The following is a 21,661-nucleotide window of genomic DNA, read 5'->3' as shown; positions in this document are numbered from 1 at the left end:
TTCAACGCATAACCTTTTGTACCACGGAAACCAGCTGCGCGGGGGTAAACGGCTTGGTCACCCATGCGGTGGCACCCGCCTGACGCGCTTCTTCCTTTTTCTTTACCTGCGTCTCGGTCGTCAGGATGATGATGGGCGTGAAGCGACAGTTGGGAAGCGACCGCACTTTCTTTATAAAAGTGATCCCGTCCATAGCCGGCATATGGAGGTCGGTTACCACTAGATCCACCTTGTTTCGCTGCAGGTAGTCCAGAGCCTTCTGCCCCTCGGTAAAGGTAACCACTTCGTAGCCGGCCTTCGTCAACGCCAGTTTTACCGTCTGCACCATGGTCATCGAGTCGTCCAGCGACAAAATCTTTTTCATTTACCGTTACCCCCGTTGATAAACTTCCCGGCCCATCCCGGAAGCCCGATCTCTATCTCCAGGTGGGGGTAGGTTTTCTGCAGAGATAGTATGAGCTGAATACCCGCCAGGTCCACCGCCCCGGGATCCGGCGGGCGAAACTCCACACGCCCGGTCGAGGCCACACCGGCCCTCTCCAGCTCTTCCTTAACCTCCCGTATGAATTCCACCAGCAGGGGTTTCTCAACCCTCAGCGCAGACACGGCACTTCACCCCCTCCAGAAGAGCCCCGGGCTCCAGCACCAGCAGGATACTGCCGTCACCCAGGATGGCCGCCCCCTTGAAGTACGGGATGGCCTTCAGTTCGCCGGTAAGCGGCCTTATCAGCACCTCTTCCTTGCCTAGCACGGTGTCAACGGGCACCGTAAACTGCCGGGTGAGCACGATGAGCTTTTGCTCCCCCGATACCCGACTCCCGGTGCTGTCGAAGCCCAGCACCTCCTCCAGCCCGACCACCGGCATTATTTTTTCCCGCAGCACCACCACTTTTTTACCCCGGGCGGTTTTTATCTCCTCAACGGCGACGCTTACCGTCTCGGACACCGCGTCCAGCGGGAAGCTAAAAACCCTGCCCCCGCACCTAAACTTCAGTACCTCGGTAGTTGACATTGTCAGCGGTAGCACAAGGCTGACCTTCATCCCCCGGCCGCGTCGGGACTCCACCGTTATGTCGCCGCCTAGCCGCCTAGCAGTCGCTAGCACCGCATCCATACCCACGCCACGGCCGGAAATGTCCGTGGCCTCTTCTCTGGTGCTGAAGCCCGGCAAGAATATCAGCCGGTGGATTTCCTCCTCGCTCATCTCCCCGGCCTCTCCGACGGTGAGCAATCCCCGCTCTATTGCCTTAGCCTTCACCTCGTCAGTATCGATCCCCCGGCCGTCATCCTCGACTTCCACAACCACCCGATCACCTTCCTGGAAAGCCCTCAGGCAGAGCCTGCCTTCGGCCGGCTTGCCCGCCGCTACCCGCTTTTCAACCTTCTCTATGCCGTGGTCCAAGCTGTTTCTCACCAGGTGGAGAAGCGGTTCATAGAGCTCCTCCAGCATGTTCTTGTCGAGCCTGGTATCCTCACCCTCGGTCAAGAGTACCACCTGTTTGCCCAGAACCCGTGCGGTGTCTCGAACGTAGCGCGGGAACCGGTTGAAGATTTGCTCCACCGGCAACAACCTTATGGCCATCACCCGTTCCTGAAGTTCGCGCACAAGCCGTTCCAAATAGGCAGCGCGCTCTTTCAGCTCCCGGGCCAGTTCAAAACTGAACCCCTCCAGCTTTTTCACCAAGTAAAGGAAGCTGTTTTTGGCTATGGTCAGCTCACCCACCAGGTTCACCAGGTGATCGGCCGTTTCCTGGCTTACTTTGAAGGAAATCTCACGGGCAAAAGAGACGTCGCTCTTCAGGGCAGGAGCTTGATGCTGCGGCCTTCTGTTATCCACCGGAACAGGCTTATCCTCCGGCAGCTCTTCAAATAGCCCCTTGTAGACTTCTTCAAGCCACCCCTCCAACCCGGCCCTGTCTTCCCGCTCCGGACGGGGAAAACCCAGAAGCGAGGCCACCCGGTCGATTGTCCCGGCTATAGAGCGCAGCGAGGAATGTTCAACCGCAGGAATGATAAGTTTTAGTGCCTCGAGTTGCTGGGAAAGGAGGATTCTCACGAGTTCGAGGTCAGGCTGGAGCACGGCGAGAGCCGGAGATTCCTCCCTCTTTTCCCCCGTACCAAAGAAAGCATTCAGATCATCGATGTCCAGCAGCAGGTTGCGGCTTACCGCACCATCGACGACCGCCTCGTTCAAAAGCGCCGCCAATACCGTCGCGAAACTCTCGCGGAACTCGCGTCCCTTACCGGAAGAGGACAGTACCAGTTCGGCGTACCGCAGGATATAGGCTCTTACCGCCATCAGGAAGAACCGCTCGCGGAGCCCCTCCTCCCGCCAAAGCGCTTCCTCCAGGAGGGCGTCCAGCAGGGACAGCGCCTCCTCCCCCCTGGCATCGTATTCTTCAACCAGAAGCGCCAGTTTCCCGGCAACCTCTTCTCCCAGCTTATTTCCGTTGACTAACGATAGTTCCGAACCTCTTAAAAACTGCAGGGCCGCCTCTCCAAGCGGCCTCACGGCCACCCGGTGCTTTCCGGAAGCGATGAAGAGAAACCGGTCCTTCACCTCTTCCAGACCTTCGGAGGTAGCGTAACCGAACTCGAAAGCCAGGTAGAACTTCTCGGGATCGAGATCTGGGAAAAGGGGCAGCTTGTCCTTCAATACCTTAAGTTCGAAAATTTCGCCTGCCCCTTCGAGGTCCTGGAAGAGAAACACCAGGTTGTGACCCGTGAAAAAGAAGTCCTCGCCCGGCTCCAACTCTATGTAATATACCTTTCGCCCCCGGGCCAGCTCGCTCCACGTTTTTTCCCAAAACGCGGGCGAAAGCGCGGCCACGATCCCGGGCGAGCTGGAGGTGTCAATGTAGTCGGGAAGGGTGAACTCCTCTCCTCCCACACCAGCCTCAGCACTGAATTGATCGATTCTCTCCAGTACCGACCGGTCCGGCCGGGCAGATCCGCCGGAATGGAAAAGCTCCGCCAGCAGGCGCTTTATCTCATCGAATCCGGCGAGTACCACGTCCACCAGTTCGGAACCAACCGGGATTTCGCCGGTTCTTACGGCCTCCAACACGGTCTCCAACCGGTGCGCCACCTCTTTTACGCTGTCCACATCCGCTACGCCGGCGGATCCTTTCAGGGTGTGAACAGCGCGAAAGAGAGCGTCCAGAGTTTCCTGTGACTGCTCCTCGCGCTCGAGTAGAAGCGTGAGCCGCTCTATTTCCTCGAGAAGATCGGCAGCTTCCTCGAGGAACGTGTTCCTTAAATCAGACATCTCGCGTTCACCCCAAAAGCCTGACGAAAAATTGAAGTTGTTCCGGTCTTACGGGCTTTACCAGGTAAAGTGTGGCACCCCGCGAGAGTCCCTTTTTGCGGTCCTGGTCCTCGCGCTCGGTCGAAATCATGATAATTGGCCTGTCCACGCCGTTTTGCCTGAGCTCCTCCGTCAAATGGTAGCCGTCCATCTTAGGCATGTTCACATCCACTAAAAACAGGTCGTAAGATTCCACAAAAGCCTTTTCCAGAGCCTCAAAGCCGTTTACCGCCTCATCGACCTCGGCCACATCCTTTAACACAGCCCGGTAGTATTCCCTCACGGTAAAGGAGTCATCAACCACCAGCACGCGCATCGCCTACCCATCCCCCGTTGATGATCTCTACAATCCTTTGGGCAATCCGGTAAGAGGGCAGTACCTCTTTTGCTCCTCCCCGCTCAATTGCCTCCCGCGGCATCCCATAGACGATGGCCGTTTCCTCGCTCTCGGCTATGGTGTACCCGCCGCGGTGCGTGATTTCGACCATCGCATCAGCTCCGTCATTGCCCATACCCGTCAACAACACTGCCACCAGGGACCCCGCCGGAAACACTTCCAGAGCCGATCTAAACCCCACGTCAACCGACGGAAAGTAAAGACTGTTACGCGGTGAGCGGGTTATCCGCACCCTGGGCTTGCGGCGGACGGGGTGGAACTCGAATTTCAGGTGGCTGCCGCCGCGGGCCACCAGCACCTTGCCCCGCTCCACCAGCTCGCCATCGTCAGCCTCTTTAACCAGTAACCCGGAATAACTGTTCAACCGTTCGGCAAACGAGCGGGTGAAGTTTTCGGGCATATGCTGGAAGACCACCACCGGCGCCGGAAAGCCTTCAGGCAGGCAGGGAATGATCTCCATCAGCGTTTTCGGCCCTCCGGTGGAAACCCCTATCAGCACCACGTGGCGGTAGTCGGCGCTGAGAGCCGGCTTTTCCGGCGGCTGCTTCGGGGGTGTCGCGACAGCCGCCCGCTCTACCCCGGACCCGAAGCGGTCTCTTTGTCTCAAGCCGGCAAGCCGCCGTTTGAGCGCGGCTGACACCCGCACTTTCTTCCTTATTTCGTGAGCTACGCCTTTTATCGCCAGCGACACGGTGCCGTCGGGTTTGGGTACGTAATCCACTGCCCCCAGCTCCAGCGCCTCGAAGGTGGTCAGCGCACCGCGCCGGGTCAGAGACGAAACCACCACGATAGGACATGGTTTGAAATGCATAATGTACTGGACCGCCGTCAACCCGTCCATTTCGGGCATGTTCACATCCATGGTGATCACGTCCGGATCTAGCTCCAGCGCCTTCTCCACTGCTTCCCTGCCGTTACGGGCAACGGCCACCACTTCTATGTCGCCCTCTTCTTCCAGTATCTCCCTGAGATACTTGCGCATCAGCGCCGAATCATCGGCCACCAGCACCCTAATTTTCTTCATCAAGGATTTCTTTCACTTCCCTCTTCTCCTGGGGTGTCAGCACACGGTTGAGGTCCAGCAGCATAATCAGCCGCTCGCCCCGCCGCAACTTAGCGATGCCCGCCAGAAACTCCTGCTCCACCTCGACGGCCAGCACCGCCGGCGGCGGCTCGATCTCTGCCGCGGCGATCTTCACCACCTCCTTCACCGCATCCACCACCAGCCCTATCTTCAGCTCGGGCAGTTCCACCACCACAATCCGGCACTGCTCGAGGTCTTCAACGTCGGAGAGGTTGAATTTGCGGCGCAGGTCCATCACGGGGAGGATGCTGCCCCGGATGTTTACCACCCCGCGGATGTAGTGGGGTGCTCGGGGCACCCCCACTATCCCGGGAACGCGGATGATCTCCTGAACCTTCCCTATCTCCACGCCGTATTCCTCGCCCTTAAGAGCGAAGACCACGTACTGCCTCTCGTCGTGAAGCGCCCCTTGCCCCTCAGCAGCCACCGTCTCTCTCCTCTCTTCTGAGGCATTGAGCTCTTTCAACACCGTCTCCTCGACCATTTTGTCCGCTTCCAGCACATAAACCAGCCTCTTACCGCCCTCCAGCTTGCAGACGTCTTTTACCGCCTGTTCGCGATCAAGAAAATAATCAGGAAGGGGTTCGATCTCCTCAGGTTTCACCCGCAACACTTCGTTGACCGCGTCTACCCCCAGGCCGAAGAAGTACATGCCGTCTTTTTGAAAGTTCAGTACTATTATCCTTGATCGTTCGTCGTAGTTCTCGAATTCAAGCCCCAAGTATTTCCGGAAGTTGACTATGGGTAAAGTCCTCTCCCGCAGCGAGAAGATCCCGTCCACGTAGAACGGCAGCCCGGGAGCACGGTAGATCTTCTCCGGCACCCGCACAATTTCTTGCACCGACCCGATGGAAACGGCATATTCCTCGGCTCCCACCCTAAAGGCCACGAGCTGAATCAGCTCCTCCTGCTCGCGCTCGCCGGTTTCCACCTGCCGCTCATATACCGCGCCGATAGAAGATGCCGTCGCTTTCAATTCATAACTGAACAGCTTCTCCACGTCTATCTGGAGCACAATTTTATTAGTCCCGGGAAACCTGATGGCCCGGTGGACGCAGCCGCTTCTGGTGTCAGAGCTGATCTCTTCTATTTCCGCCCCTTCGAGGTCAACCACCTCCGATACGCGGTCCACCAGAAAGCCCACCTTCCCTCCATCCCGGCTAATTACCACCACCCGCGCGCTTTCAGAAATCTCACCCGCCGGAGTACCCACTCTGATCCGGCCGTCAACCACCGGCAAAATCTCCCCCCTGAGGTTGGATAGCCCCAGGAAGTGGGACGGTGTGCAGGGAACGGCCACCACTGCGGGGACGCGGATTACCTCCTGGACGTATTTGAGTTCTATGCCGAAAAGCTCTGTGTTCAGGTGAAAGGTAACCACCTGTTGTTCCAGCATCTCCGTTACCCCCTCCATGTCACACCTGCTGGATTTCGTCAGCCAGGGCGGCAATCTCCTCTATTGCCCGGGCGAGCTCTTTCGTCCCGGCAGCCTGCTGCTTCGCCGCCGATGAAGCTTCCTCGGAAGCTGCTGCCGCTTCCTGAGCCGCCTGGGCTATCTGTTCTACCCCTTTCCCCGCCTGGGTGACCGCCGTTACCACTTCCTGGGAACCGGAAAGAATCTCCTCGTTACCCCGGACCACTTCCATCATGTCCTTCTTCAGCTGTTCGAGGCTGGCAACCACCTTTCTGGCGTCCCCCACGTCTTTCCTTATCATCTCGCCCATGCGCACGATGTCGGAAACCACCGTGTTTATCTGTTCCTGAATGGTCTTGACCATGTCCTTGATCTGCTCGGCATTCTTGGCGCTGTCCTGGGCCAGGTTCCGGATGTCAGAGGCCACCACCGCGAACCCTTTGCCGTATTCGCCCGCACGCGCCGCCTCGATGGCACCGCTTACCGCTAGCATGTTGGTCTGGATGCCCACGTTGACGATGGTGTCCACGATCTTGTCGATCTGGCGCGCCTTGGCCTCCAGCGCCTTGATCAGCTTCACGTTCTCTACGTTTTCGTCGGCCGAGCTGACTATGCCGTCTACCAGTTCGTTGACCGCGCTGCGGTTGGCCTCTAAAAGGTCACTAAGCTCTCGCACTTTTTCCAGAGCTTCCCCGGCCCGCTCCGCAATATTCTTCGCACCCTTTTCTATCTGGGCGATCGCCGACGCCGACTGCTCCGACGCGGCCGACTGGCGCTGCGCCCCCGTAGCTATCTGACTGAGCGCCGCCATTATCTGCTGGGCCGTCTTATCAGCCTCCTCTATGGAGGCGGAGAGCTCCTCAGCGGCCGCCGCCAGCTCCTCCGAGGATTTGTTAACATCGGTCGAGGACTTCAGCGTCTCGGCCATCTCAGCCAGTTCGCTGGCGGCACCTGAGATGTCCATCATCGCCTTCGTCTGCTGCTCGATGGAGGTCAGCGACTCCTGGGCAGCGCTGGCCTGCTCGGCAGCCGCGCTGGCAATCTCTTCGGCCCCCTTCTGGAACTCCTGTATCGCCTTATTGAGCTCTGCAGATAACTCCTCTATTTCCAGGGCGTTTCTGATGACCACATCCACATCTGCCGCGATCCGCTCCAGTTCTGTGTTGATCTTCTGACCCTTGCCCGCCTCCTCTTTAGCCTTGACAGCGGCGTCGTTGATGGCCGTCGCCACCCCGTTTACCTCGTTTTGGATGGTGGCCACCATCTCACGGATATCGTTGGCCGCCTTCTCGGAGATCTCGGCCAGCGTCCGCACCTCGTCGGCCACCACCGCAAACCCCTTGCCGTGTTCGCCTGCACGCGCCGCCTCAATGGCCGCGTTCAAAGCCAGCAGGTTGGTCTGGTCCGCTATCCGCACGATAGCTTTGACGATTTCCCCGATGTTGCGGGCCTGCTCCTCGAGCCGGGTAACCAGCTCCACCGAGGCCTGGTTGCGTTCAGCCGTGCTAATGACGCTATCAACCAGCCGGTTTATTGATTCACCGTTCTCGCGGACCAGTTCCTGGGCCCGCCTGGTGCGCTCCAGCGAAGTCCTGGCATTGGCCAGCGCCTTCTCCATATTTGATACGATCACGTTGACCGCCTGCAACGACTCCCGGGTGGCCCTGCCGGCCTCCTCCGCGCCTGAGGCGATCTGTTCCATGGCGTTCCTGAGCTCTTCCACCGCAGATGTGGACTCGCTTACCGCCGAAGACAGCTCTTCAGTGGCGGCCGCCAGCCGCTCGGCGATTTGCTGCTGCCTGGCAAACGTCCTGGCCCTCGCCCGCTGGGACTCCAGTTTCTTCTTGGCCTCCCCGCCAAACTCAACCCTGCCTTCCCCCGGTCTGGAATCTTGGAAACTGTCCTTGGGTAGATCTTCAAGTCGCTTAACCATAAAAATTCCCTCCCATATGTCATGTTTATTTTAGGTTAGAAAAACACCACATCTTCCTCCAAATCGGACAGATCGCTCTTCTCTGTAGCACTTTTGCCCAAAATCCGCCGGTGATTTTCCCGCTCACGCGCAGTGGTGTAAAACGATTTGAGCTTTTCTTCCAGTGACAATAGCTTCTGCCGGTCGCCACGCTGCAATGCTTCGTCCAGGTGGTTTAAAAACTGCTCTATGTGGTTCAGCTTTTGTGAAATGATATCCTGAAACTGAAATACGGTCAGCCCTTCGTCCACGGCACCCGACGCCTTTGCCAGCTGGGCGTTGACATTATCGATAGCCTCCTCGAAGAGCGAAGAATAGGTGCCTGTCAACTCCTTCACCCGTTCCAGCTCGGTCTTTATCCCGGAAACCTCTTCCAACCTGCTTTCGAGACGCTCAATGTTCTCCTTCATGTTTTCCTTTATGTCTACTACTATCCCGACAAAGCCTTCCACCACCACTATATCCTTCAGCGACTCTTCCAGCCGCACCAGCAGCTTTCTTATTTCCTCGGCCACCACCTTGAACCCCTTCCCGGCGTCTCCCAGCCGCCCTGCCTCTATGTTGGCATTAAGCGCCACGATTCGGAGGTGGTCGAAGGAGTCGCTCAGCTCGGCTACCGCCCGTGACAGGTTCATCCCACCCAGGCGGTCCTCCAGCAGTCGGATCTTCTCGCGGTATTGTTCTGCCCCCTCCCTCAACGCACACCCCAGGCTGGCGAGGTCTTCAGACAGCCGCTTAACCATACCGTTGACTGTTTCCGAAATCTCCGCGTTCTGCCGGCCCTGCATCTCGCGAAGCTGCGCGAGCGAGGCGCTGATCACTTCCACCACCTGCTGCAACGTAGCAAGCCCCTGGCTCACCCCCTTTTCCGTTTCCTCAATGACACTGTTCAGGTTAGCCTTCAACACCGGCAACACCCGGGATAGCTCTCTTTGCAGTCCGGTGTAGCCCGCCCTTTCCTCACGGCTGACCCTGACCTCCCGCCGCCAGAGGGAGAAAAACGCTACTACCACCAGCACCATCAGAACCAGCAGCACCAGAACTACTGCCATCACCACTTTCATGGCAAACAGTTTCACGGATCACCTCCACCTATGCACCGAACTGCAATTCGCCCGGGCACAACCATTCCTACTCTATCTGAACATTTCCAGCTTCCCGGCAACAGCAAGGTACTCAGTACGATGAAGTGATTGATATGCTCCTTAAACCTAGCTTCCCGCACCGGAACAGTCAAGTGCAGGTTATCATATGGGTTCTATTCACAAGGATTACCTCTCCCAACGTATATACTTGACACTAGGGTTTGTCCGGTAATAAAAAAGGAAATTTAAATAGACTTCAATGAAAAGTTTAGTTCATTCCATCAAAGCTACAAAAAGCCACAAATATAGCGGGGTGATGGTTAACCGCCCTTATTTGCCGCTTCTGCAAATAGGACAACTCCACGGCTGTCTCTATTGGTTCGCTTTTTAAGGCCACATCTTCACCAACGTGGGAATTATACCCGGCCAGCCGGTCCACCGGATGCGTAAATTCGTTGGTATTCTTCTTCTGGTAGCTGGTGCTAATGTTTGTGCCCGAATTGTAAATGTTTCTTATTTTCCCCATTTCTTATCTCCTACCCAGTTCATACACTCGCACAATTTCAGGGAGTATATCTTGCCTCATTACAATTCAGTAAGGACTGATCCTGTAGAGCGAGAAAGACATCAACTAAAAGAGGATCAAACTGGGTACCCGCACAGCGGCGCAATTCCCCAAGGGCCTCCCGCACAGATTTTGGTGGCTTGTACACCCTATGCGATGTCATGGCGTCATAGCTGTCAGCTACCGCCAAAATGCGCGATTCCAATGGGATGGCTCCTCTATTTCAACCCTTCAGGGTAGCCATGACCATCGTAACGTTCATAACGATAAAGCACCATGCGGCTTATGTCTTTCAATTGCGGAATGGAGGAAAGAACATTAAAACTGAAAACCAGGTGATTTTTCATTTCTTCCTATTCATCACCCGTAAGTTTGCCCGGCTTGAAGATGATACTACTGGGAACACCCATCTTGCCTATATCGTGGAGCAAACCTGCAATAAAAATCATTTTTTGCTTTTTTCATCCATTCCCAGTCGCCTCGCCAGCATCACGGCCAGGGAAGCTACCCGTTCGGAATGGTGCGAAACCACTTTAAGCCGGGCTTCCAGCATCTTGAAAAACACTTGGATAACACGTGCTATTGAGTCTATGGAGTCACCTCAGGAGAGAGAAGCTGACAAGACAATTATCTTCAATACAATTATCTTTATGATGGAAAGCAAGGAAGAAACAAAGCGGGGAGAACTAAAGGAGGGGAACGTAAGAGGAGAAGGTTTAAGAAGGTTAATACATTATTTGCATAATATGCTATATTCTGGTAACGTTTACATTGATACGACCATATGTTGCATAACACCAGGTTTGTCCGGTCATAAAAAATTCCCCCTACAAAGAAATCTTTCAAGATAGAAACCTGAGTTCGACAGTCTCTAGGTTAACAAAAAGCGCGAACCCGCGCCACACAAGGGATAGAAGGCTATACCCCGGAGGAGGCGTGTTACTATGAGCTCCCTTGCTTACCGGTCTTCATGCTATAAAACTTCGGCGGCTCTGAAACCTTAACGGCCTTAAAAATTTCCTTTTGTTCCCTGGTCAGTTCGGTGTGCTGATATACCTCGCCGTTGGCCCCTTGAAACAGTCCGAGGTGGATTCTTTGCAATTCCTTTCTGATATGGCGCCAGGTAAGACCTGTTCTGTTTTCAGCTATTCTGATCAAAAAGAGCGCCAACCAGCAAAGCAATACATGGGATCTAATCCGGTCTTCCAGGCAGTGGTATATGGGTCTTAACTCCAGAGTGGTTTTCAAGGTGCGAAAAGCATATTCAACTTCGTAGAGTTGTTTGTAGCCCAAGGCCACATCTTCAGGAGAAAGGGTATCGTCAGAGGTACGAATTAAGTACTTTCCGTCTTTCCGTTCTTCCCCGGCAATCTTTTTTCTGTCCAGGGTACCCTTATGCTTAGGCTCAAGTAGCGTTCGTAAGTTTCGTGGTACAGCTACTCTCCTGCCGCCCGTGCTCTTTTTTCGGCAGCCAGGGCGTTGACCACGGTAATCTCGGTCTTCAACTTTTGTAACAATTCTTCTCTTTTTAGTTTGTCTCTTCTGGCTTCCTTGGGATTACGGACAAGGATGTAACGGATTCGGGCTTCACCGTAGCCGATAACGATTTCCTTTACCTCTAGGTTATCTTTGACCAGACGGTACCGGCCTGGGCGGGAGAGGGCTTCTTCAGCCGTAACTTTGGACAGCTTTTCCCCGGCAATGTAATGGCCGCCGACTATCTGCAGCGTTCTCAAATTATCTTCCGAGCCAGAAGCCCCGATCAAAAACGGTGACTACCCGCCCGAGCTTCCAGCCCAGTAAGTCCCTTTTCACTTCTTGAATTACCGTCATGTCCATGGTATTGCCCGGCCATACCCATCATCTCACTGGGATGCCTTCCCTGGTAACCGCCAGGCCGATAACCACTTGAGGCAGAACCGGGCAGTGGTCTTTGGAATAGCCGGGTTTGCGGAAATTATCTTCTTCCCCGGTGACAAAGTAAGTAGAGGTGGTATCAAAGAACAGAAGATCCACTTCCAGATTTAACAGGTGTGCCGTATGAAAGAATATTTCCTTCTGGATTTCTTCGCTGGCTTCCAGGAGAAACTCCATGACTCTTAGCATCTGTTGCTCTTCGACACGCTCGAGATCCGGGATTATAACACCCTGTTGTACCCAGTCCTCAATGGCCAGTTTGCTTAGGGGTTCCAGTACCCGGTTAGCCACCAGGGCGAAGAGTACCCTTTCTACCGGGAGACGGTACTGTCGTTTAGCCAGTAGTTTTTTAAGGTAAAGTCGAACTCCCGCTGCTTCCAAAGTTCGTTGAGGAACCAGGTGCCGCAACAGGGCCTGCTAAAAACAAACTTTAACGCATCGCCGTGTTCCACTTTCCCCCGTGCTTCCAAGGCCTCCTTAGGACTTAAGAACCGGTTGATGCTGGAAACCAGACGCTTTAAGGCAGCAACATCCAGATCTTCGTCACGTCCAAAGTTGTATAATACCCTGGCCTTGGCACACTTAGCGACTGGGTCCCATTCATTATGGGCCAGCTGGATATAGCGCACTGGCGTTCCGTCTTTATTTCGTCTGGTGATGGTTCTGATATACATGGTACCTAATAATACCATGTCCGTTCTTTGTAGTTCAATATTTTTTTGTAATAGTCGTATGCCCATGCATTTTTAAGTTTTTTCTATGTTAAACATCGCCAAGGCCTTGATATTATTGAACCATTCTTATTGAACCATTCTTATTACATGTGCCTCGGCCGGGCAAAAAAGTGTCGAACCCAGGAGAAATTTTGAATGAAAAATATCGTTCACTCCACCAAACCTCAAAACAAAAAGCCACAGGGAGATACCGTCTGCCCTGCGGCTACCCTTCTCCCTTGCAACCCAGCCGTCATGGTTACCTCAATGAGTAAACTTTAGACCTGTGGCTTTGCGTCCCCGGCTTTCGCCGGGTTTGCCCGCCGGGATTTGACTTTTATCTACATTTTTTACCTTTGCTTTTATTAAATCACCATAATTTACCCCCTGTCAAGGGAAATTTCGTGTTTACGAATACGGCCAAAAAATCTAGAGAGTCAAGCAGCGTGAAGCGAAAGGCAAACCCGTACCATTTAACGGCCTCGGGTACCAGCTTGGAAAATTATTCGTCGGGCAAAGAGCCGGCCCGCATGAAGAGCCTTCCCGGCACCTTTCGTTCCGGCCCACCGACTATTTCACGATGTTGGTAACCGACAACATGCTGGACGAGCCAATTGTGGCCGACAACGTGAAAAGCGGTACGCCGAAAGGGTTGACCTGATGTACAATCCCGTACCGAATTCGCCACCCATTTCGGGGTGGGCATCATGGTGGTGACAGCAGACGGAAAGATCATTTTCAGCGAGCGGAGACCTACCGCTGTCGATGCTTTCGTTTTCTTCCCTTCCGTGGCCGAAAGTTCCAGCAGGCCGGTGGACGTCGGGCCGAACGGCGGGCCGGACCCCTACAGGACGGCGGTGAGAGGGCTTGCGGAAGAGGGGGGCCTGGAAATTTCGCCCGACCAGGTAAAGTTCCTGTCTTTCGGGGCCAACGCCGTCCTCTGCGAATACGCCCTGTACGGGGTGGTACATGTGGATCAGACCGAAGAAGAGATTCTTAAAATCCGCTCCCTCGGCGTTCCTAAAGACAAGTGGGAAAGCCAGAAGCTGCATTTTGTGCCGTTTAAACCCTAAGCCGTGGCTGAGTTTATGGCGGGAAACAAGCCATGGTCTCCTTTTGCCGTCGTTTGTGCCGTTCATACCCTCTTCGACCGTTTCGGTAAAGAAAAACTGGAAATAACCGAAAAAGCGTTCGCGGGCAGGGAAATAGCTTTGAGCCAGAGGCTACCGGAATAATTGCTCTTTTTTCTTTTTAAGTCTCTCCGCAAAGGATTTTGTAAAGTAAAAAGTCGAAAACAGTAAAAAGCAAGCTATCATTCCTACTCCAACGTAAAGAAACTGTATGAGAAGAGGTTTGTCAGGAATTGTAAATAACGTATCGCTTAGTGAAGACCCGCAAGTAACAAAAGTGCTTGTAATCATTTCCTTTACTCACCCCCACTACTGTACCGCCTACCGCACCGGCCCCAGGACCACCGTGCCCCACCGCCCACAGGAAACCAAACGCCCACCGCAGTACGGGCACCTCTCAGGCGGCATGGCTTCCCAGGCCTCTGTCCAAACCGTCTTGGCGCAGCGGTCACACCGGTATTCCATGCACTCTGCAACCTTCCTGACCGGGGCGTCATAATTCCAAATCAATCCGGCCAGAAAGCAAAAGCCGGACACCACCTTAAAAAGGCGCCCGGCTTATTATCATGCTCTCTTTCTGGCCCTGTTTTTACTGTTCCACGCAACCGCACAAGATTCGCTGCAGAACTTCCGATCCGACTTTTCGGCGAAAAACCTTACGCCGCAGTTAAGGCATCTGAACTGCTTCCAACGCTTTTGTTTTTCCGGCGGAACGAAGCTGCCGTACAGGTATTCCCGGAAAGAATGGATGAAGGCGCCCACGTCCACCGGCCCGTAGTTACTGGCCTGGACGAGGCACCGCAAGAAGAGCCCAGCCAATCGCCGCTCGCGCTCGGTCAGGACAGATTCCACAGATACCACCCACCTTTTCAACAAAAAAGTGGCAGCCTGAGCTACCGACACAACAAAAAACAATCCTGCGGCATGGTAATTGTTGCCTCCTCCCATAATTAAACAAATGTTTATCTTTTTATAGTCCTTGAAACCTGCAGGAAAAGGTTGACTAACCTGGTTCATAAGGAAGAGTCAATTTACTCACCGCTGTCTTCAGGGAAGAGGGGAGGTCGGCCATAGACGGCACGGAAATGGGCCAGGGCCATCCGCCAATCATCGTCAGTAACCTTATCTGCTCCGGCCTCCTGGAAAAGAATTCTGAGAGCCTCAACAACCCGGTTTTCCTGTAACAAGCGGTCATACGCCTCTAAAGCGTCAAATACTCGTCTCCAGTTTATCCTTTTTCCCTCCCCGAATATATTTAGTGGGGCAAAGGCGGCATCCCTTTAGCCGTACCCGCGCAGGGCATTATCCACGCATTTCATGATTATGCCCAAGGCCCCGGCTACTTCATCGCAGGAAAAGCCCCGGATGGCACGCAGGCGCTCTATAATGACGGATGCCGGCCCCGGCACGGTACAAGCCAAACTTTTACTCTCCAGTATTTTCAAGGCTTGCCCTAAACTCCCTATTCCCTAAACCACCAGCTCATCGGCCAGCTTTTTTAGTTGCCCGGCCACTGCAGTAAGCTCATTTATCGACGCATTAATTTCCTGGGACGAAGCAGCCTGCTGTTGTGCTGCACTTGACACCTGTTCAATTGAGTTTGTCAGATCTATAATTGATTGCTGTACGTCATGCAAAGTCTGCATGATTTCTTTAACGGACCGCTGGGTATCCTGGGATAGTTTGCGTATTTCCCCGGCCACCACATTGAAACCCCGCCCGGCATCGCCCACCCGGGCCGCTTCGATGGCCGCGTTCAACCCCAGCAGGTGGGTTTGCTCGGCAATTTCCTCGATGAGGTTGACAATGCCGTCGGTTTTCTTGATTTCATCCCTGATCTTCTGCGCGCTGCTGTTCAGGTTTTCCGTTGTTGCCGCCACTTCTTCCGAGGTGGCGGAAAGGCTGGAGGTAGCCATGGCAATCTGGTTGATCTGGCCGTCCATTTCTTGCGACATTGCAATCAGATTCTCCTGGCGGGTGATGGGGGTGGTTATGCCAATGGTGCCGATTACTTTACCTGTACCGGGATCAGTAATGGGGTAGGAAACGCCGATGTAGGGTATGCCGTAGACCTCCTTCCCCGTCCGCCTGGCCTGCCTGCGGCCGGTGCGCAGGGTTAGGGCGGTTACGCTGCCTTCATTGATGGTGTCACCCGCTTTTAAAGAAAGGCCCACCCGACCTGGGTCGCAGTAAATATACCGCTCCAGGTCCGATACATAAATTCCAGTCTCTTCCCCCAGCATCCCCTTAATAAAGGGAGCAAGCTTCAGGGCGCATTTTAAAAGATCGGGCTCCGCCTGTTCCGCCCGGTGTTCACCCCTGTCATCGCCGGCAGCTGCAGCGGGTTCCACCAGCTCGACCGCCGGAGGTGGAGATATTTCTTCCGGTTGAGCTTTCTTTTTAAATGGAAGCAGGTTCACTTAAAAACACTCCCTTTTCGTTTATCCTTACATCAGTCCGGTAGGGTAATCAGCCATATTCGGGATGTGTCAAAGCTTCCAGTAAATCACCGGTGAAAAGGTATATAATTGATTTACCAGAAAGCTAACTACAGTCCTTACCTGTCGCTTATCTGGTAATTATCAACCCCTCGGGGGCTAGCCGCTGAAACGGCAAATTCTCTTCTCTGCAAAACACCACCTGTTAACAGAATACCTCCACCAGCTACAGGTTAAAATGCGTGCCCGCACAGCGGCAGATTTATTTCCAGTGCCTCACGGTTAGTCATGGCCGGCCTGTACACCCGGTACGAGGTCATGGCGTCGTAACTGTCGGCCACCGCCAGGATACGCGCCCCCAGGGGGGTGTCTTCCCCTTTTAAACCCTGCGGGTAACCCCGGCCGTCGTAACGCTCGTGGTAAAGCATCAGGAGGCTGATTTCTTTCAGCTCGGGAATGTGAGAAAGGATATGGAAAAAATGTGCAGACCAATGGGTGGTAAGACAAGAAGGAACAAACAGGGAGGGAGATAAGGGAGGGGAACGTAATAAGGGGATATTTAATATTGATGCATTGTCTGTTAAATATAACAGCACCCGGGGTATTTTACAGGGATTACCCCCCCCCCGAACATATGTATTTAATACCAGAGCTTGTCCAGTCATAACAAAACCTCCATGCTAAGAAATCCTTTGAGGACGCCAATATGAATGAAAAATTTAGTTCGGCCCGTCAAGCCAAAAATAAAAAGCTACAGGGAGAAAAACGCCTGCCCTGTAGCTATCTTTCTCCCTTGCAACCCAGCCATCATGGTTACCCCAATGAATAACTTTAGACCTGTGGCTTTGCGTCCCCAGCTTTCGCTGGGTTTGCCCACTGGGAGCGAAATTTGCTCTACACTTCTCCACTTATTTCGCATTTACTTCTATTGAATCAACATAATTTATCCCTGTCAAGTGAAATTAATGTCGATATATGTCGCATAAAATATTTTTCGCAATAGCTTAAAACAGGGCAGTTATGGATTATAGCCGGCAGGCACACCGTATCCGCCATTTTTACCCACGGGCAGCCTTCCTTACGAACGTCATCCACCGAGATGTCACCGAGCTTCTCCCGCCGGACATCTTTACGCAACTGTACCGCCTACCGCACAGGCCCCAGAACCACCGTACCCCACCGTCCATAAGAAACCAGACGGCCACTGCAGTACGGGCACTTCTCCGGCGGCATGGCTTCCCAGGCGTCCGCCCAGACCGTTTTGGCGCAGTAGCTGCACTTGTACTCCATGCACTCCATAGCTTTCCTGGCAGGAACGTCAAAATCCCGGATCAGATCGACTACGAAAGCGCTCATTCTTTTGTTTTCCCGGGCGGCAAGCTCTTTCAGCCTCCGGTATTCGAATTCTTCCAAGTACACCATCACTTTTTTGTTTCGCACTATTGCCACCTTCCACTAGTGTTTTGTACTAGTATTTTACCACATCAAAAACACTAGCGCAAAACACTAGTACCGGCAACTTATTTCCCCCTGAATAATTGAAGAGCTAACCGGGAAACGGGACTTAGCAAGTAACCGAGAGATGCGGCGGCATCCAGGAACTCCGCCCCTTCGTGTTCCTCCGCAAACCAGGGCCAGTCCAGAACGGACCGAAGGATTTCATCGCAACATCTCCAGCATGAGAATTCAAAAATTCCAACGGGCTGCAACTTCCCCGGCGCCAGCGCAAGGCCCCGAAAAGCCAGAATGCCATCGTTTTCTGTAAGCCCGGTTTCTTCCCGAAGCTCCCTCAGCGCAGCAACTGTCAGGGCGTTCCCGCTTTCAGCGTCATCTGTCGTCACCGTTCCAATAACGCTGGCCGTGTATTTCCCACTCCGGATTGCCAGGTCGTCCCTCCGCTTGAGCACCAGAACTTTCTTCCCGGCGTGAACGAGTACGCTGACCGCCAGGATTTTTCCCACAGCGTCTTCCCAGCTACCGACGATTTCCTCAGTGCCGGCCTCAAGCGCGAACCGGCTGAATTCCGCCGGGGTAACCACCAACTCGACACCATTACCCGACAGAGACAACTGTTTGAGAGCCAGGCACTCCCCTGCTACGCTTCCTCGCACAAACCTGATCTCCGGCTGTTTACTCATTGCGACAAACGAAACCAATTCAGCCACCCCAACACTGATACTAGCATGTAACACTAGCATTATTCACCTGCCCATTACTCTTTTTACCGCCAGTTCTTCTGTATCGGCCAGCACCCGGACCACCTCTCTCGGGAACCCCTGCCTTTCTAGCTCTGCCAGGGTTTCGGCCCGGGTGAAACTTTTGTCCCAAGATGGTGAAAAAAGCCGGGGAATTCGCGGGCAAACGGTTAGATGTGCTGGCCCAGGTTCTCGGTATGAGCGCCGACGAACTTAAAACCGAACTGCAGCAGGGTAAGAAGATTTTCGACATCGCCAAGGAAAAAGGGCTTACCATGGATCAACTGCACCAGAAGCTCCTTGATGCCAAAATCTAGGCCATCCAGCAGGTAGTGAAGGACGGCAAGATCACGCAGGACAAAGCCGACAAGCTGATCCAGCGGTTGCAAAACGCGCCGTAGGACAGAGGTTTCAGGCACTCTGGCCCACCTGTCTCTGACGAACAGTAAGTCGTCATTCCGGCACAACCCCGTTGAAATCCCGGCAACCTGTCCTGGTGAAGGGGCAGGCCACCCCGGTTTTCGTCTATTCCAAAAAAAAATCGGGTGCCCATTTACGAGTACCCGACTGTAACCCCAAGTTACCTGAGAACCCACTCCCGCTTTTCCTCTCCGGGTTTTACATCAGTAACCTTACAGCGGTAGTCTGCGTCTATAATAAAGGCGCCAACCATGCTTGCACCCTGACAATCGTAAATGAGAACAAAATATCGAACAAACTATCTTATAATACACAATGTGCAACGATTACTTCGCTCAAAATCCCTTTTAAATTTTTCATCATCCACAATAGAACGTTCTGGATCATATACAATAAACAATATATGACAGTTCATTGGGTATTTTATTAGATCTGCAGCAATACCTTCAGAAGCTTTGCTTGGAGAAGTCGAAGCGCGTATATATTTTGATTCTATTAGCAAGTCCTTATTATGGAATGAGTGATCTGGCACAACACGAGCAAGCCCAAAAGAAACTGCTGGAAATTCCCTTTCATAATCATCTGAATCGGAAGCTAAGATTGCGTTAATTTTGTCATTTAGGTCATTTTCATTTTTAGGTTTATTTTTTTGAAAAGCTATAGGAAGCGCTTTTTGTAAACGCCTACACATAACTTCAACAAGCCGTTGAACAGGTTCCTTCAAATATTCACGTTCTGAAATCATATGAAGCAAGGAACCTTCGGAAATTTTGAAAAAGGGGTCATCATGAAGATCTCTCATTCGTTTCATCGCTTTTAAAACCTGTTCCCCATGCCTCCGACACAAATTCCATATTTTCTCTGTTAATTCGAACTCATCTTCAAAAAAAGAATCAGTCAGATTAGTTAGTTCACTTAATAGAGTTGAATAAAAATAGTCTATATTCCATGTTGCAAAATCTTTTGCCTGTCTTACATAATCAAGTAAAGTAGTTTTTATATATACATCCTCAATTTTTTGTGAAATAAAGTCAATGTTATAAATAGTGCCATCATCAATATCATCCAATTCAGCACTATATATAGCGAACCTTCGGTCTATACACTGATAACACCCACCACAATGAGTAACCATAGTCATATTTTGATAAGTTTTGCTACATGAGACGGTACTAGTGATTAATCTCTCTCGACGATATTTTTTAAGCAAAGTAAGTACATCTGTTTTTGTTTTCCATAAAAAAGGGGTTCTAATTCTAACTCTTGAACCTTCCATTTCTGAAAAAAGATCTTCAAGGAGAGCTATTGTTTTTGGGTGCGTTGTACGACTTGCCCTTGCATTCATAAGATATTGCCGCCTTGGAAAGTTAATGGCAGTTACCCCATTTTCATACACAAAAAACTCCTTTTGGGAATAGGCACATGCTAAAGCAAAAGCTATCGATGTATATAAAAAAGCCCGAGTCCGTTGTGTTTCTTCACGCGCTTTATTACTTCCTGTTAAGCTACAGTTAAAGCTATAATGTCTAACACGATTTGGGTAATGCTCTTCCAATGCTTTAAACAATTGGGCTACTGTTTTTTTAGTACCAGGTTGAGTTATATGACTAACTAAGCATATTAAATCATTAGTTTGCTCTAGCCTTTCAATAGCACCAACCAAAGAGTCAATACCCCCTGAAAACAGTATTATACTAGTGTTTCTTCCATGTTCAACCTTAAATTCTTTTTTGTCAAAAAGGCTGGTTGGTGGCGTTGAATGACCTGGTTGAAAAGTAAATTTATATTCAAGGTCGCCCGTCATAAAAGAAAGTGCTTCATTGAGTTTGTTTTGAATATTAGGTTTTTGCCAAAATTCAAAGTCACGTACTTTTACAAAAAAATGGAAAGATCTTGCCCATGCATGATACTCCAGGCTATCTATTTCACCGCGTTTTATCATTCTATCTGCCGCGAAAACATATGCCGCTATTTCTAATAAATCCCTGATGCGATCGGGAAGATAATATACGCTACTTATAAATTTAGGAAGAGAAATTTTAACGTTTGGGGATATGTTTTTGCCTGGTAAATATTCAAGATAAAGGATTTTATTATTCCCATTTTTGGGAAAATCTGCACCATTGCATACAACTGTTATTTGAGGAAGGGCGTCCTTCATTATTTTTCGCCCTCCCTTAGTAGCTCATCACGTATTTTCCCAAACGCCACCGTCAAGAAACCTTCAATTTCCTTTGTATTCGGAAAACCCTCTTTGGTGTTCTTATTAAACCATCCCGCTGCAAAAGATTGTGTTATTTTTGCAGTCTCAAAAGCATGTTGGGAAATCTTTTCCATATGCACTTGGAGTTGACTACGGAAAAGGTCACGTTCTTCCATATTTCGTAAAGCTGCAGATGCTTCACGTTCAAGAAAATAATTTAAGTAGCGTTCTGTAAATTTAGCAAAAAATATTCGAGCCAGCTCGCAAAAACCGGCACCTGTTCCGGCCTTACGCCAAACCTCAAACGAATCTTCTTCCATATTAAATAACTTTAACTGGTTAAAATTATGCTTTCTATACCAAAGAGCTATGGAGTCAATTGCTGCACTTTGTGCGATCTCACCATATTCTGCAGATCTTCTTCTCGGATCAACCCAAACACGAACCGCTTTAGCTAAGGAAAGTGGAGTAATTTTTTTAGGCAAGTCAATTCCAACGTCAAGTAACATTTTTCTTGGATTTTCAGCTCGGGAGGCAATAGAAAGTGTGACAAGAAATTGAAATGCCGCCTTGACGCCTTCATCTTGAGAAATATTACGTAACCTTGAGCGAACATTTTTTATAGTTTGTCTTGCAATATCAGATATATCAATTGAAGAATCATACATGCTAGCAATCTGGCGGACTAATTCTCTCCATTTAATGGTTTTGGGAAGAAGCCCTACCCGCTCATGACCCATTCTTGAACACTCCAACTGGGTACTTATCTTACTTACATGTTTATACCGTTTCAATTGAATCACCTCCCAAACCCAAGAGTC

At 51.8% G+C, this 21,661-nt stretch carries 27 protein-coding genes and 2 riboswitches; of the genes, 2 read left to right on the top strand and 25 right to left on the bottom strand.

Going from position 1 to position 21,661, the window contains the following annotated elements:
* Position 1: 1 nt before the first annotated feature.
* The 15 genes from G7K71_RS14250 to G7K71_RS14185 all read right to left on the bottom strand — a co-directional run bounded on the left by G7K71_RS14250 (position 2) and on the right by G7K71_RS14185 (position 12,370).
* The gene (locus G7K71_RS14250) at positions 2–364 is read right to left on the bottom strand and encodes a response regulator (RefSeq protein WP_166347650.1); all 363 of its coding nucleotides are present in this window, start codon (positions 362–364) and stop codon (positions 2–4) included.
* Positions 361–606, bottom strand: a complete 246-nt coding sequence (locus tag G7K71_RS14245) for a hypothetical protein (protein WP_166347647.1) — start codon at positions 604–606, stop codon at positions 361–363. The genes G7K71_RS14250 and G7K71_RS14245 overlap by 4 nt, the downstream gene beginning before the upstream one ends.
* Entirely contained in the window at positions 587–3,268 is a 2,682-nt protein-coding gene (locus G7K71_RS14240; protein ID WP_166347644.1) for a chemotaxis protein CheA, read from the bottom strand. The genes G7K71_RS14245 and G7K71_RS14240 overlap by 20 nt, the downstream gene beginning before the upstream one ends.
* A 7-nt stretch (positions 3,269–3,275) precedes the next feature.
* On the bottom strand, positions 3,276–3,623 hold the full coding sequence (locus tag G7K71_RS14235) for a response regulator (RefSeq protein WP_166347641.1): 348 nt from the start codon (positions 3,621–3,623) through the stop codon (positions 3,276–3,278).
* The gene (locus tag G7K71_RS14230) at positions 3,604–4,728 is read right to left on the bottom strand and encodes a chemotaxis response regulator protein-glutamate methylesterase (protein ID WP_207712977.1); all 1,125 of its coding nucleotides are present in this window, start codon (positions 4,726–4,728) and stop codon (positions 3,604–3,606) included. The genes G7K71_RS14235 and G7K71_RS14230 overlap by 20 nt, the downstream gene beginning before the upstream one ends.
* Positions 4,715–6,184 carry a chemotaxis protein CheW gene (locus tag G7K71_RS14225; RefSeq protein ID WP_166347635.1) on the bottom strand — a complete coding sequence of 490 codons (1,470 nt, stop codon included), beginning with the start codon at positions 6,182–6,184 and terminating at the stop codon, positions 4,715–4,717. Before G7K71_RS14225 ends, G7K71_RS14230 begins: the two co-directional genes overlap by 14 nt.
* Positions 6,185–6,203: 19 nt before the next feature.
* Complete coding sequence (locus tag G7K71_RS14220; protein WP_166347633.1) at positions 6,204–8,135, bottom strand: methyl-accepting chemotaxis protein; 1,932 nt, start codon at positions 8,133–8,135, stop codon at positions 6,204–6,206.
* A 35-nt stretch (positions 8,136–8,170) separates the two neighbouring features.
* Positions 8,171–9,253 (bottom strand): methyl-accepting chemotaxis protein, encoded by a 1,083-nt coding sequence (locus G7K71_RS14215; RefSeq protein WP_166347630.1) that lies wholly within the window; start codon positions 9,251–9,253, stop codon positions 8,171–8,173.
* A 274-nt stretch (positions 9,254–9,527) separates the two neighbouring features.
* Positions 9,528–9,785, bottom strand: a complete 258-nt coding sequence (locus G7K71_RS14210; RefSeq protein ID WP_166347627.1) for a hypothetical protein — start codon at positions 9,783–9,785, stop codon at positions 9,528–9,530.
* A 37-nt stretch (positions 9,786–9,822) separates the two neighbouring features.
* Entirely contained in the window at positions 9,823–10,029 is a 207-nt protein-coding gene (locus tag G7K71_RS20275; RefSeq protein ID WP_395858279.1) for an HD-GYP domain-containing protein, read from the bottom strand.
* 13 nt (positions 10,030–10,042) lie between these two features.
* Positions 10,043–10,171, bottom strand: a complete 129-nt coding sequence (locus tag G7K71_RS19540; protein WP_243174920.1) for an HD domain-containing phosphohydrolase — start codon at positions 10,169–10,171, stop codon at positions 10,043–10,045.
* Positions 10,172–10,766: 595 nt separating this feature from the next.
* Positions 10,767–11,117: a hypothetical protein gene (locus tag G7K71_RS20270; protein WP_395858278.1), complete on the bottom strand. Its 351-nt coding sequence runs from the start codon at positions 11,115–11,117 to the stop codon at positions 10,767–10,769.
* 143 nt (positions 11,118–11,260) lie between these two features.
* On the bottom strand, positions 11,261–11,590 hold the full coding sequence (locus G7K71_RS14195) for a hypothetical protein (RefSeq protein ID WP_166347624.1): 330 nt from the start codon (positions 11,588–11,590) through the stop codon (positions 11,261–11,263).
* Between the two features lie 94 nt (positions 11,591–11,684).
* The gene (locus G7K71_RS14190) at positions 11,685–12,032 is read right to left on the bottom strand and encodes a hypothetical protein (RefSeq protein WP_166347621.1); all 348 of its coding nucleotides are present in this window, start codon (positions 12,030–12,032) and stop codon (positions 11,685–11,687) included.
* Between the two features lie 20 nt (positions 12,033–12,052).
* A complete protein-coding gene (locus tag G7K71_RS14185) occupies positions 12,053–12,370 on the bottom strand; it encodes a hypothetical protein (protein WP_166347618.1) in 318 nt (105 codons plus the stop codon).
* 321 nt (positions 12,371–12,691) lie between these two features.
* A riboswitch (cyclic di-GMP riboswitch) is annotated at positions 12,692–12,785 on the bottom strand.
* A 376-nt stretch (positions 12,786–13,161) separates the two neighbouring features.
* Here G7K71_RS14185 and G7K71_RS14180 point away from each other — a divergent pair.
* Both G7K71_RS14180 and G7K71_RS14175 read left to right on the top strand, forming a co-directional pair.
* Entirely contained in the window at positions 13,162–13,527 is a 366-nt protein-coding gene (locus G7K71_RS14180) for a hypothetical protein (protein WP_166347615.1), read from the top strand.
* A gap of 15 nt (positions 13,528–13,542) precedes the next feature.
* Positions 13,543–13,689 (top strand): hypothetical protein, encoded by a 147-nt coding sequence (locus G7K71_RS14175; protein WP_166347612.1) that lies wholly within the window; start codon positions 13,543–13,545, stop codon positions 13,687–13,689.
* A 459-nt stretch (positions 13,690–14,148) separates the two neighbouring features.
* Here the strand turns inward: G7K71_RS14175 and G7K71_RS14170 are convergent, their stop codons facing one another.
* The 10 genes from G7K71_RS14170 to G7K71_RS14125 all read right to left on the bottom strand — a co-directional run bounded on the left by G7K71_RS14170 (position 14,149) and on the right by G7K71_RS14125 (position 21,634).
* Entirely contained in the window at positions 14,149–14,436 is a 288-nt protein-coding gene (locus tag G7K71_RS14170) for a hypothetical protein (protein ID WP_166347609.1), read from the bottom strand.
* A 179-nt stretch (positions 14,437–14,615) separates the two neighbouring features.
* Positions 14,616–14,771, bottom strand: a complete 156-nt coding sequence (locus G7K71_RS14165; protein ID WP_166347606.1) for a hypothetical protein — start codon at positions 14,769–14,771, stop codon at positions 14,616–14,618.
* Positions 14,772–14,864: 93 nt separating this feature from the next.
* The gene (locus tag G7K71_RS14160; RefSeq protein WP_166347603.1) at positions 14,865–15,005 is read right to left on the bottom strand and encodes a hypothetical protein; all 141 of its coding nucleotides are present in this window, start codon (positions 15,003–15,005) and stop codon (positions 14,865–14,867) included.
* Positions 15,006–15,053: 48 nt separating this feature from the next.
* Positions 15,054–16,004 (bottom strand): methyl-accepting chemotaxis protein, encoded by a 951-nt coding sequence (locus tag G7K71_RS19915; protein WP_313884988.1) that lies wholly within the window; start codon positions 16,002–16,004, stop codon positions 15,054–15,056.
* A gap of 251 nt (positions 16,005–16,255) precedes the next feature.
* Positions 16,256–16,687 (bottom strand): HD domain-containing phosphohydrolase, encoded by a 432-nt coding sequence (locus G7K71_RS20265; protein ID WP_166347600.1) that lies wholly within the window; start codon positions 16,685–16,687, stop codon positions 16,256–16,258.
* A gap of 126 nt (positions 16,688–16,813) precedes the next feature.
* Positions 16,814–16,906, bottom strand: a riboswitch (cyclic di-GMP riboswitch).
* A gap of 262 nt (positions 16,907–17,168) precedes the next feature.
* Positions 17,169–17,462: a hypothetical protein gene (locus G7K71_RS14145; RefSeq protein ID WP_166347597.1), complete on the bottom strand. Its 294-nt coding sequence runs from the start codon at positions 17,460–17,462 to the stop codon at positions 17,169–17,171.
* Between the two features lie 80 nt (positions 17,463–17,542).
* Complete coding sequence (locus tag G7K71_RS14140) at positions 17,543–18,133, bottom strand: NUDIX domain-containing protein (RefSeq protein ID WP_166347594.1); 591 nt, start codon at positions 18,131–18,133, stop codon at positions 17,543–17,545.
* Between the two features lie 254 nt (positions 18,134–18,387).
* Complete coding sequence (locus G7K71_RS14135) at positions 18,388–18,636, bottom strand: hypothetical protein (protein ID WP_166347591.1); 249 nt, start codon at positions 18,634–18,636, stop codon at positions 18,388–18,390.
* 299 nt (positions 18,637–18,935) lie between these two features.
* On the bottom strand, positions 18,936–20,798 hold the full coding sequence (locus G7K71_RS14130) for a 7-cyano-7-deazaguanine synthase (protein ID WP_166347588.1): 1,863 nt from the start codon (positions 20,796–20,798) through the stop codon (positions 18,936–18,938).
* Positions 20,798–21,634 (bottom strand): hypothetical protein, encoded by an 837-nt coding sequence (locus G7K71_RS14125; protein ID WP_166347585.1) that lies wholly within the window; start codon positions 21,632–21,634, stop codon positions 20,798–20,800. Before G7K71_RS14125 ends, G7K71_RS14130 begins: the two co-directional genes overlap by 1 nt.
* Positions 21,635–21,661 lie beyond the last annotated feature (27 nt).

It is taken from the genome of Desulfofundulus sp. TPOSR (assembly GCF_011393055.1).
Taxonomy (GTDB): domain Bacteria; phylum Bacillota; class Desulfotomaculia; order Desulfotomaculales; family Desulfovirgulaceae; genus Desulfofundulus; species Desulfofundulus kuznetsovii.
The sequence above is the reverse complement of the archived record's forward strand: the minus strand, read 5'-3'. Positions and strand labels throughout refer to the sequence as shown.

Bases quoted from the DNA above. Each gene is read 5' to 3' on its own strand.
- G7K71_RS14250 (WP_166347650.1), bottom strand. From the start codon at position 364: ATGAAAAAGATTTTGTCGCTGGACGACTCGATGACCATGGTGCAGACG.
- G7K71_RS14240 (WP_166347644.1), bottom strand. From the start codon at position 3,268: ATGTCTGATTTAAGGAACACGTTCCTCGAGGAAGCTGCCGATCTTCTC.
- G7K71_RS14235 (WP_166347641.1), bottom strand. From the start codon at position 3,623: ATGCGCGTGCTGGTGGTTGATGACTCCTTTACCGTGAGGGAATACTAC.
- G7K71_RS14230 (WP_207712977.1), bottom strand. From the start codon at position 4,728: ATGAAGAAAATTAGGGTGCTGGTGGCCGATGATTCGGCGCTGATGCGC.
- G7K71_RS14225 (WP_166347635.1), bottom strand. From the start codon at position 6,184: ATGCTGGAACAACAGGTGGTTACCTTTCACCTGAACACAGAGCTTTTC.
- G7K71_RS14220 (WP_166347633.1), bottom strand. From the start codon at position 8,135: ATGGTTAAGCGACTTGAAGATCTACCCAAGGACAGTTTCCAAGATTCC.
- G7K71_RS14210 (WP_166347627.1), bottom strand. From the start codon at position 9,785: ATGGGGAAAATAAGAAACATTTACAATTCGGGCACAAACATTAGCACC.
- G7K71_RS19540 (WP_243174920.1), bottom strand. From the start codon at position 10,171: ATGAAAAATCACCTGGTTTTCAGTTTTAATGTTCTTTCCTCCATTCCG.
- G7K71_RS14180 (WP_166347615.1), top strand. From the start codon at position 13,162: ATGGTGGTGACAGCAGACGGAAAGATCATTTTCAGCGAGCGGAGACCT.
- G7K71_RS14175 (WP_166347612.1), top strand. From the start codon at position 13,543: ATGGCGGGAAACAAGCCATGGTCTCCTTTTGCCGTCGTTTGTGCCGTT.
- G7K71_RS20265 (WP_166347600.1), bottom strand. From the start codon at position 16,687: ATGACTGGACAAGCTCTGGTATTAAATACATATGTTCGGGGGGGGGGT.
- G7K71_RS14130 (WP_166347588.1), bottom strand. From the start codon at position 20,798: ATGAAGGACGCCCTTCCTCAAATAACAGTTGTATGCAATGGTGCAGAT.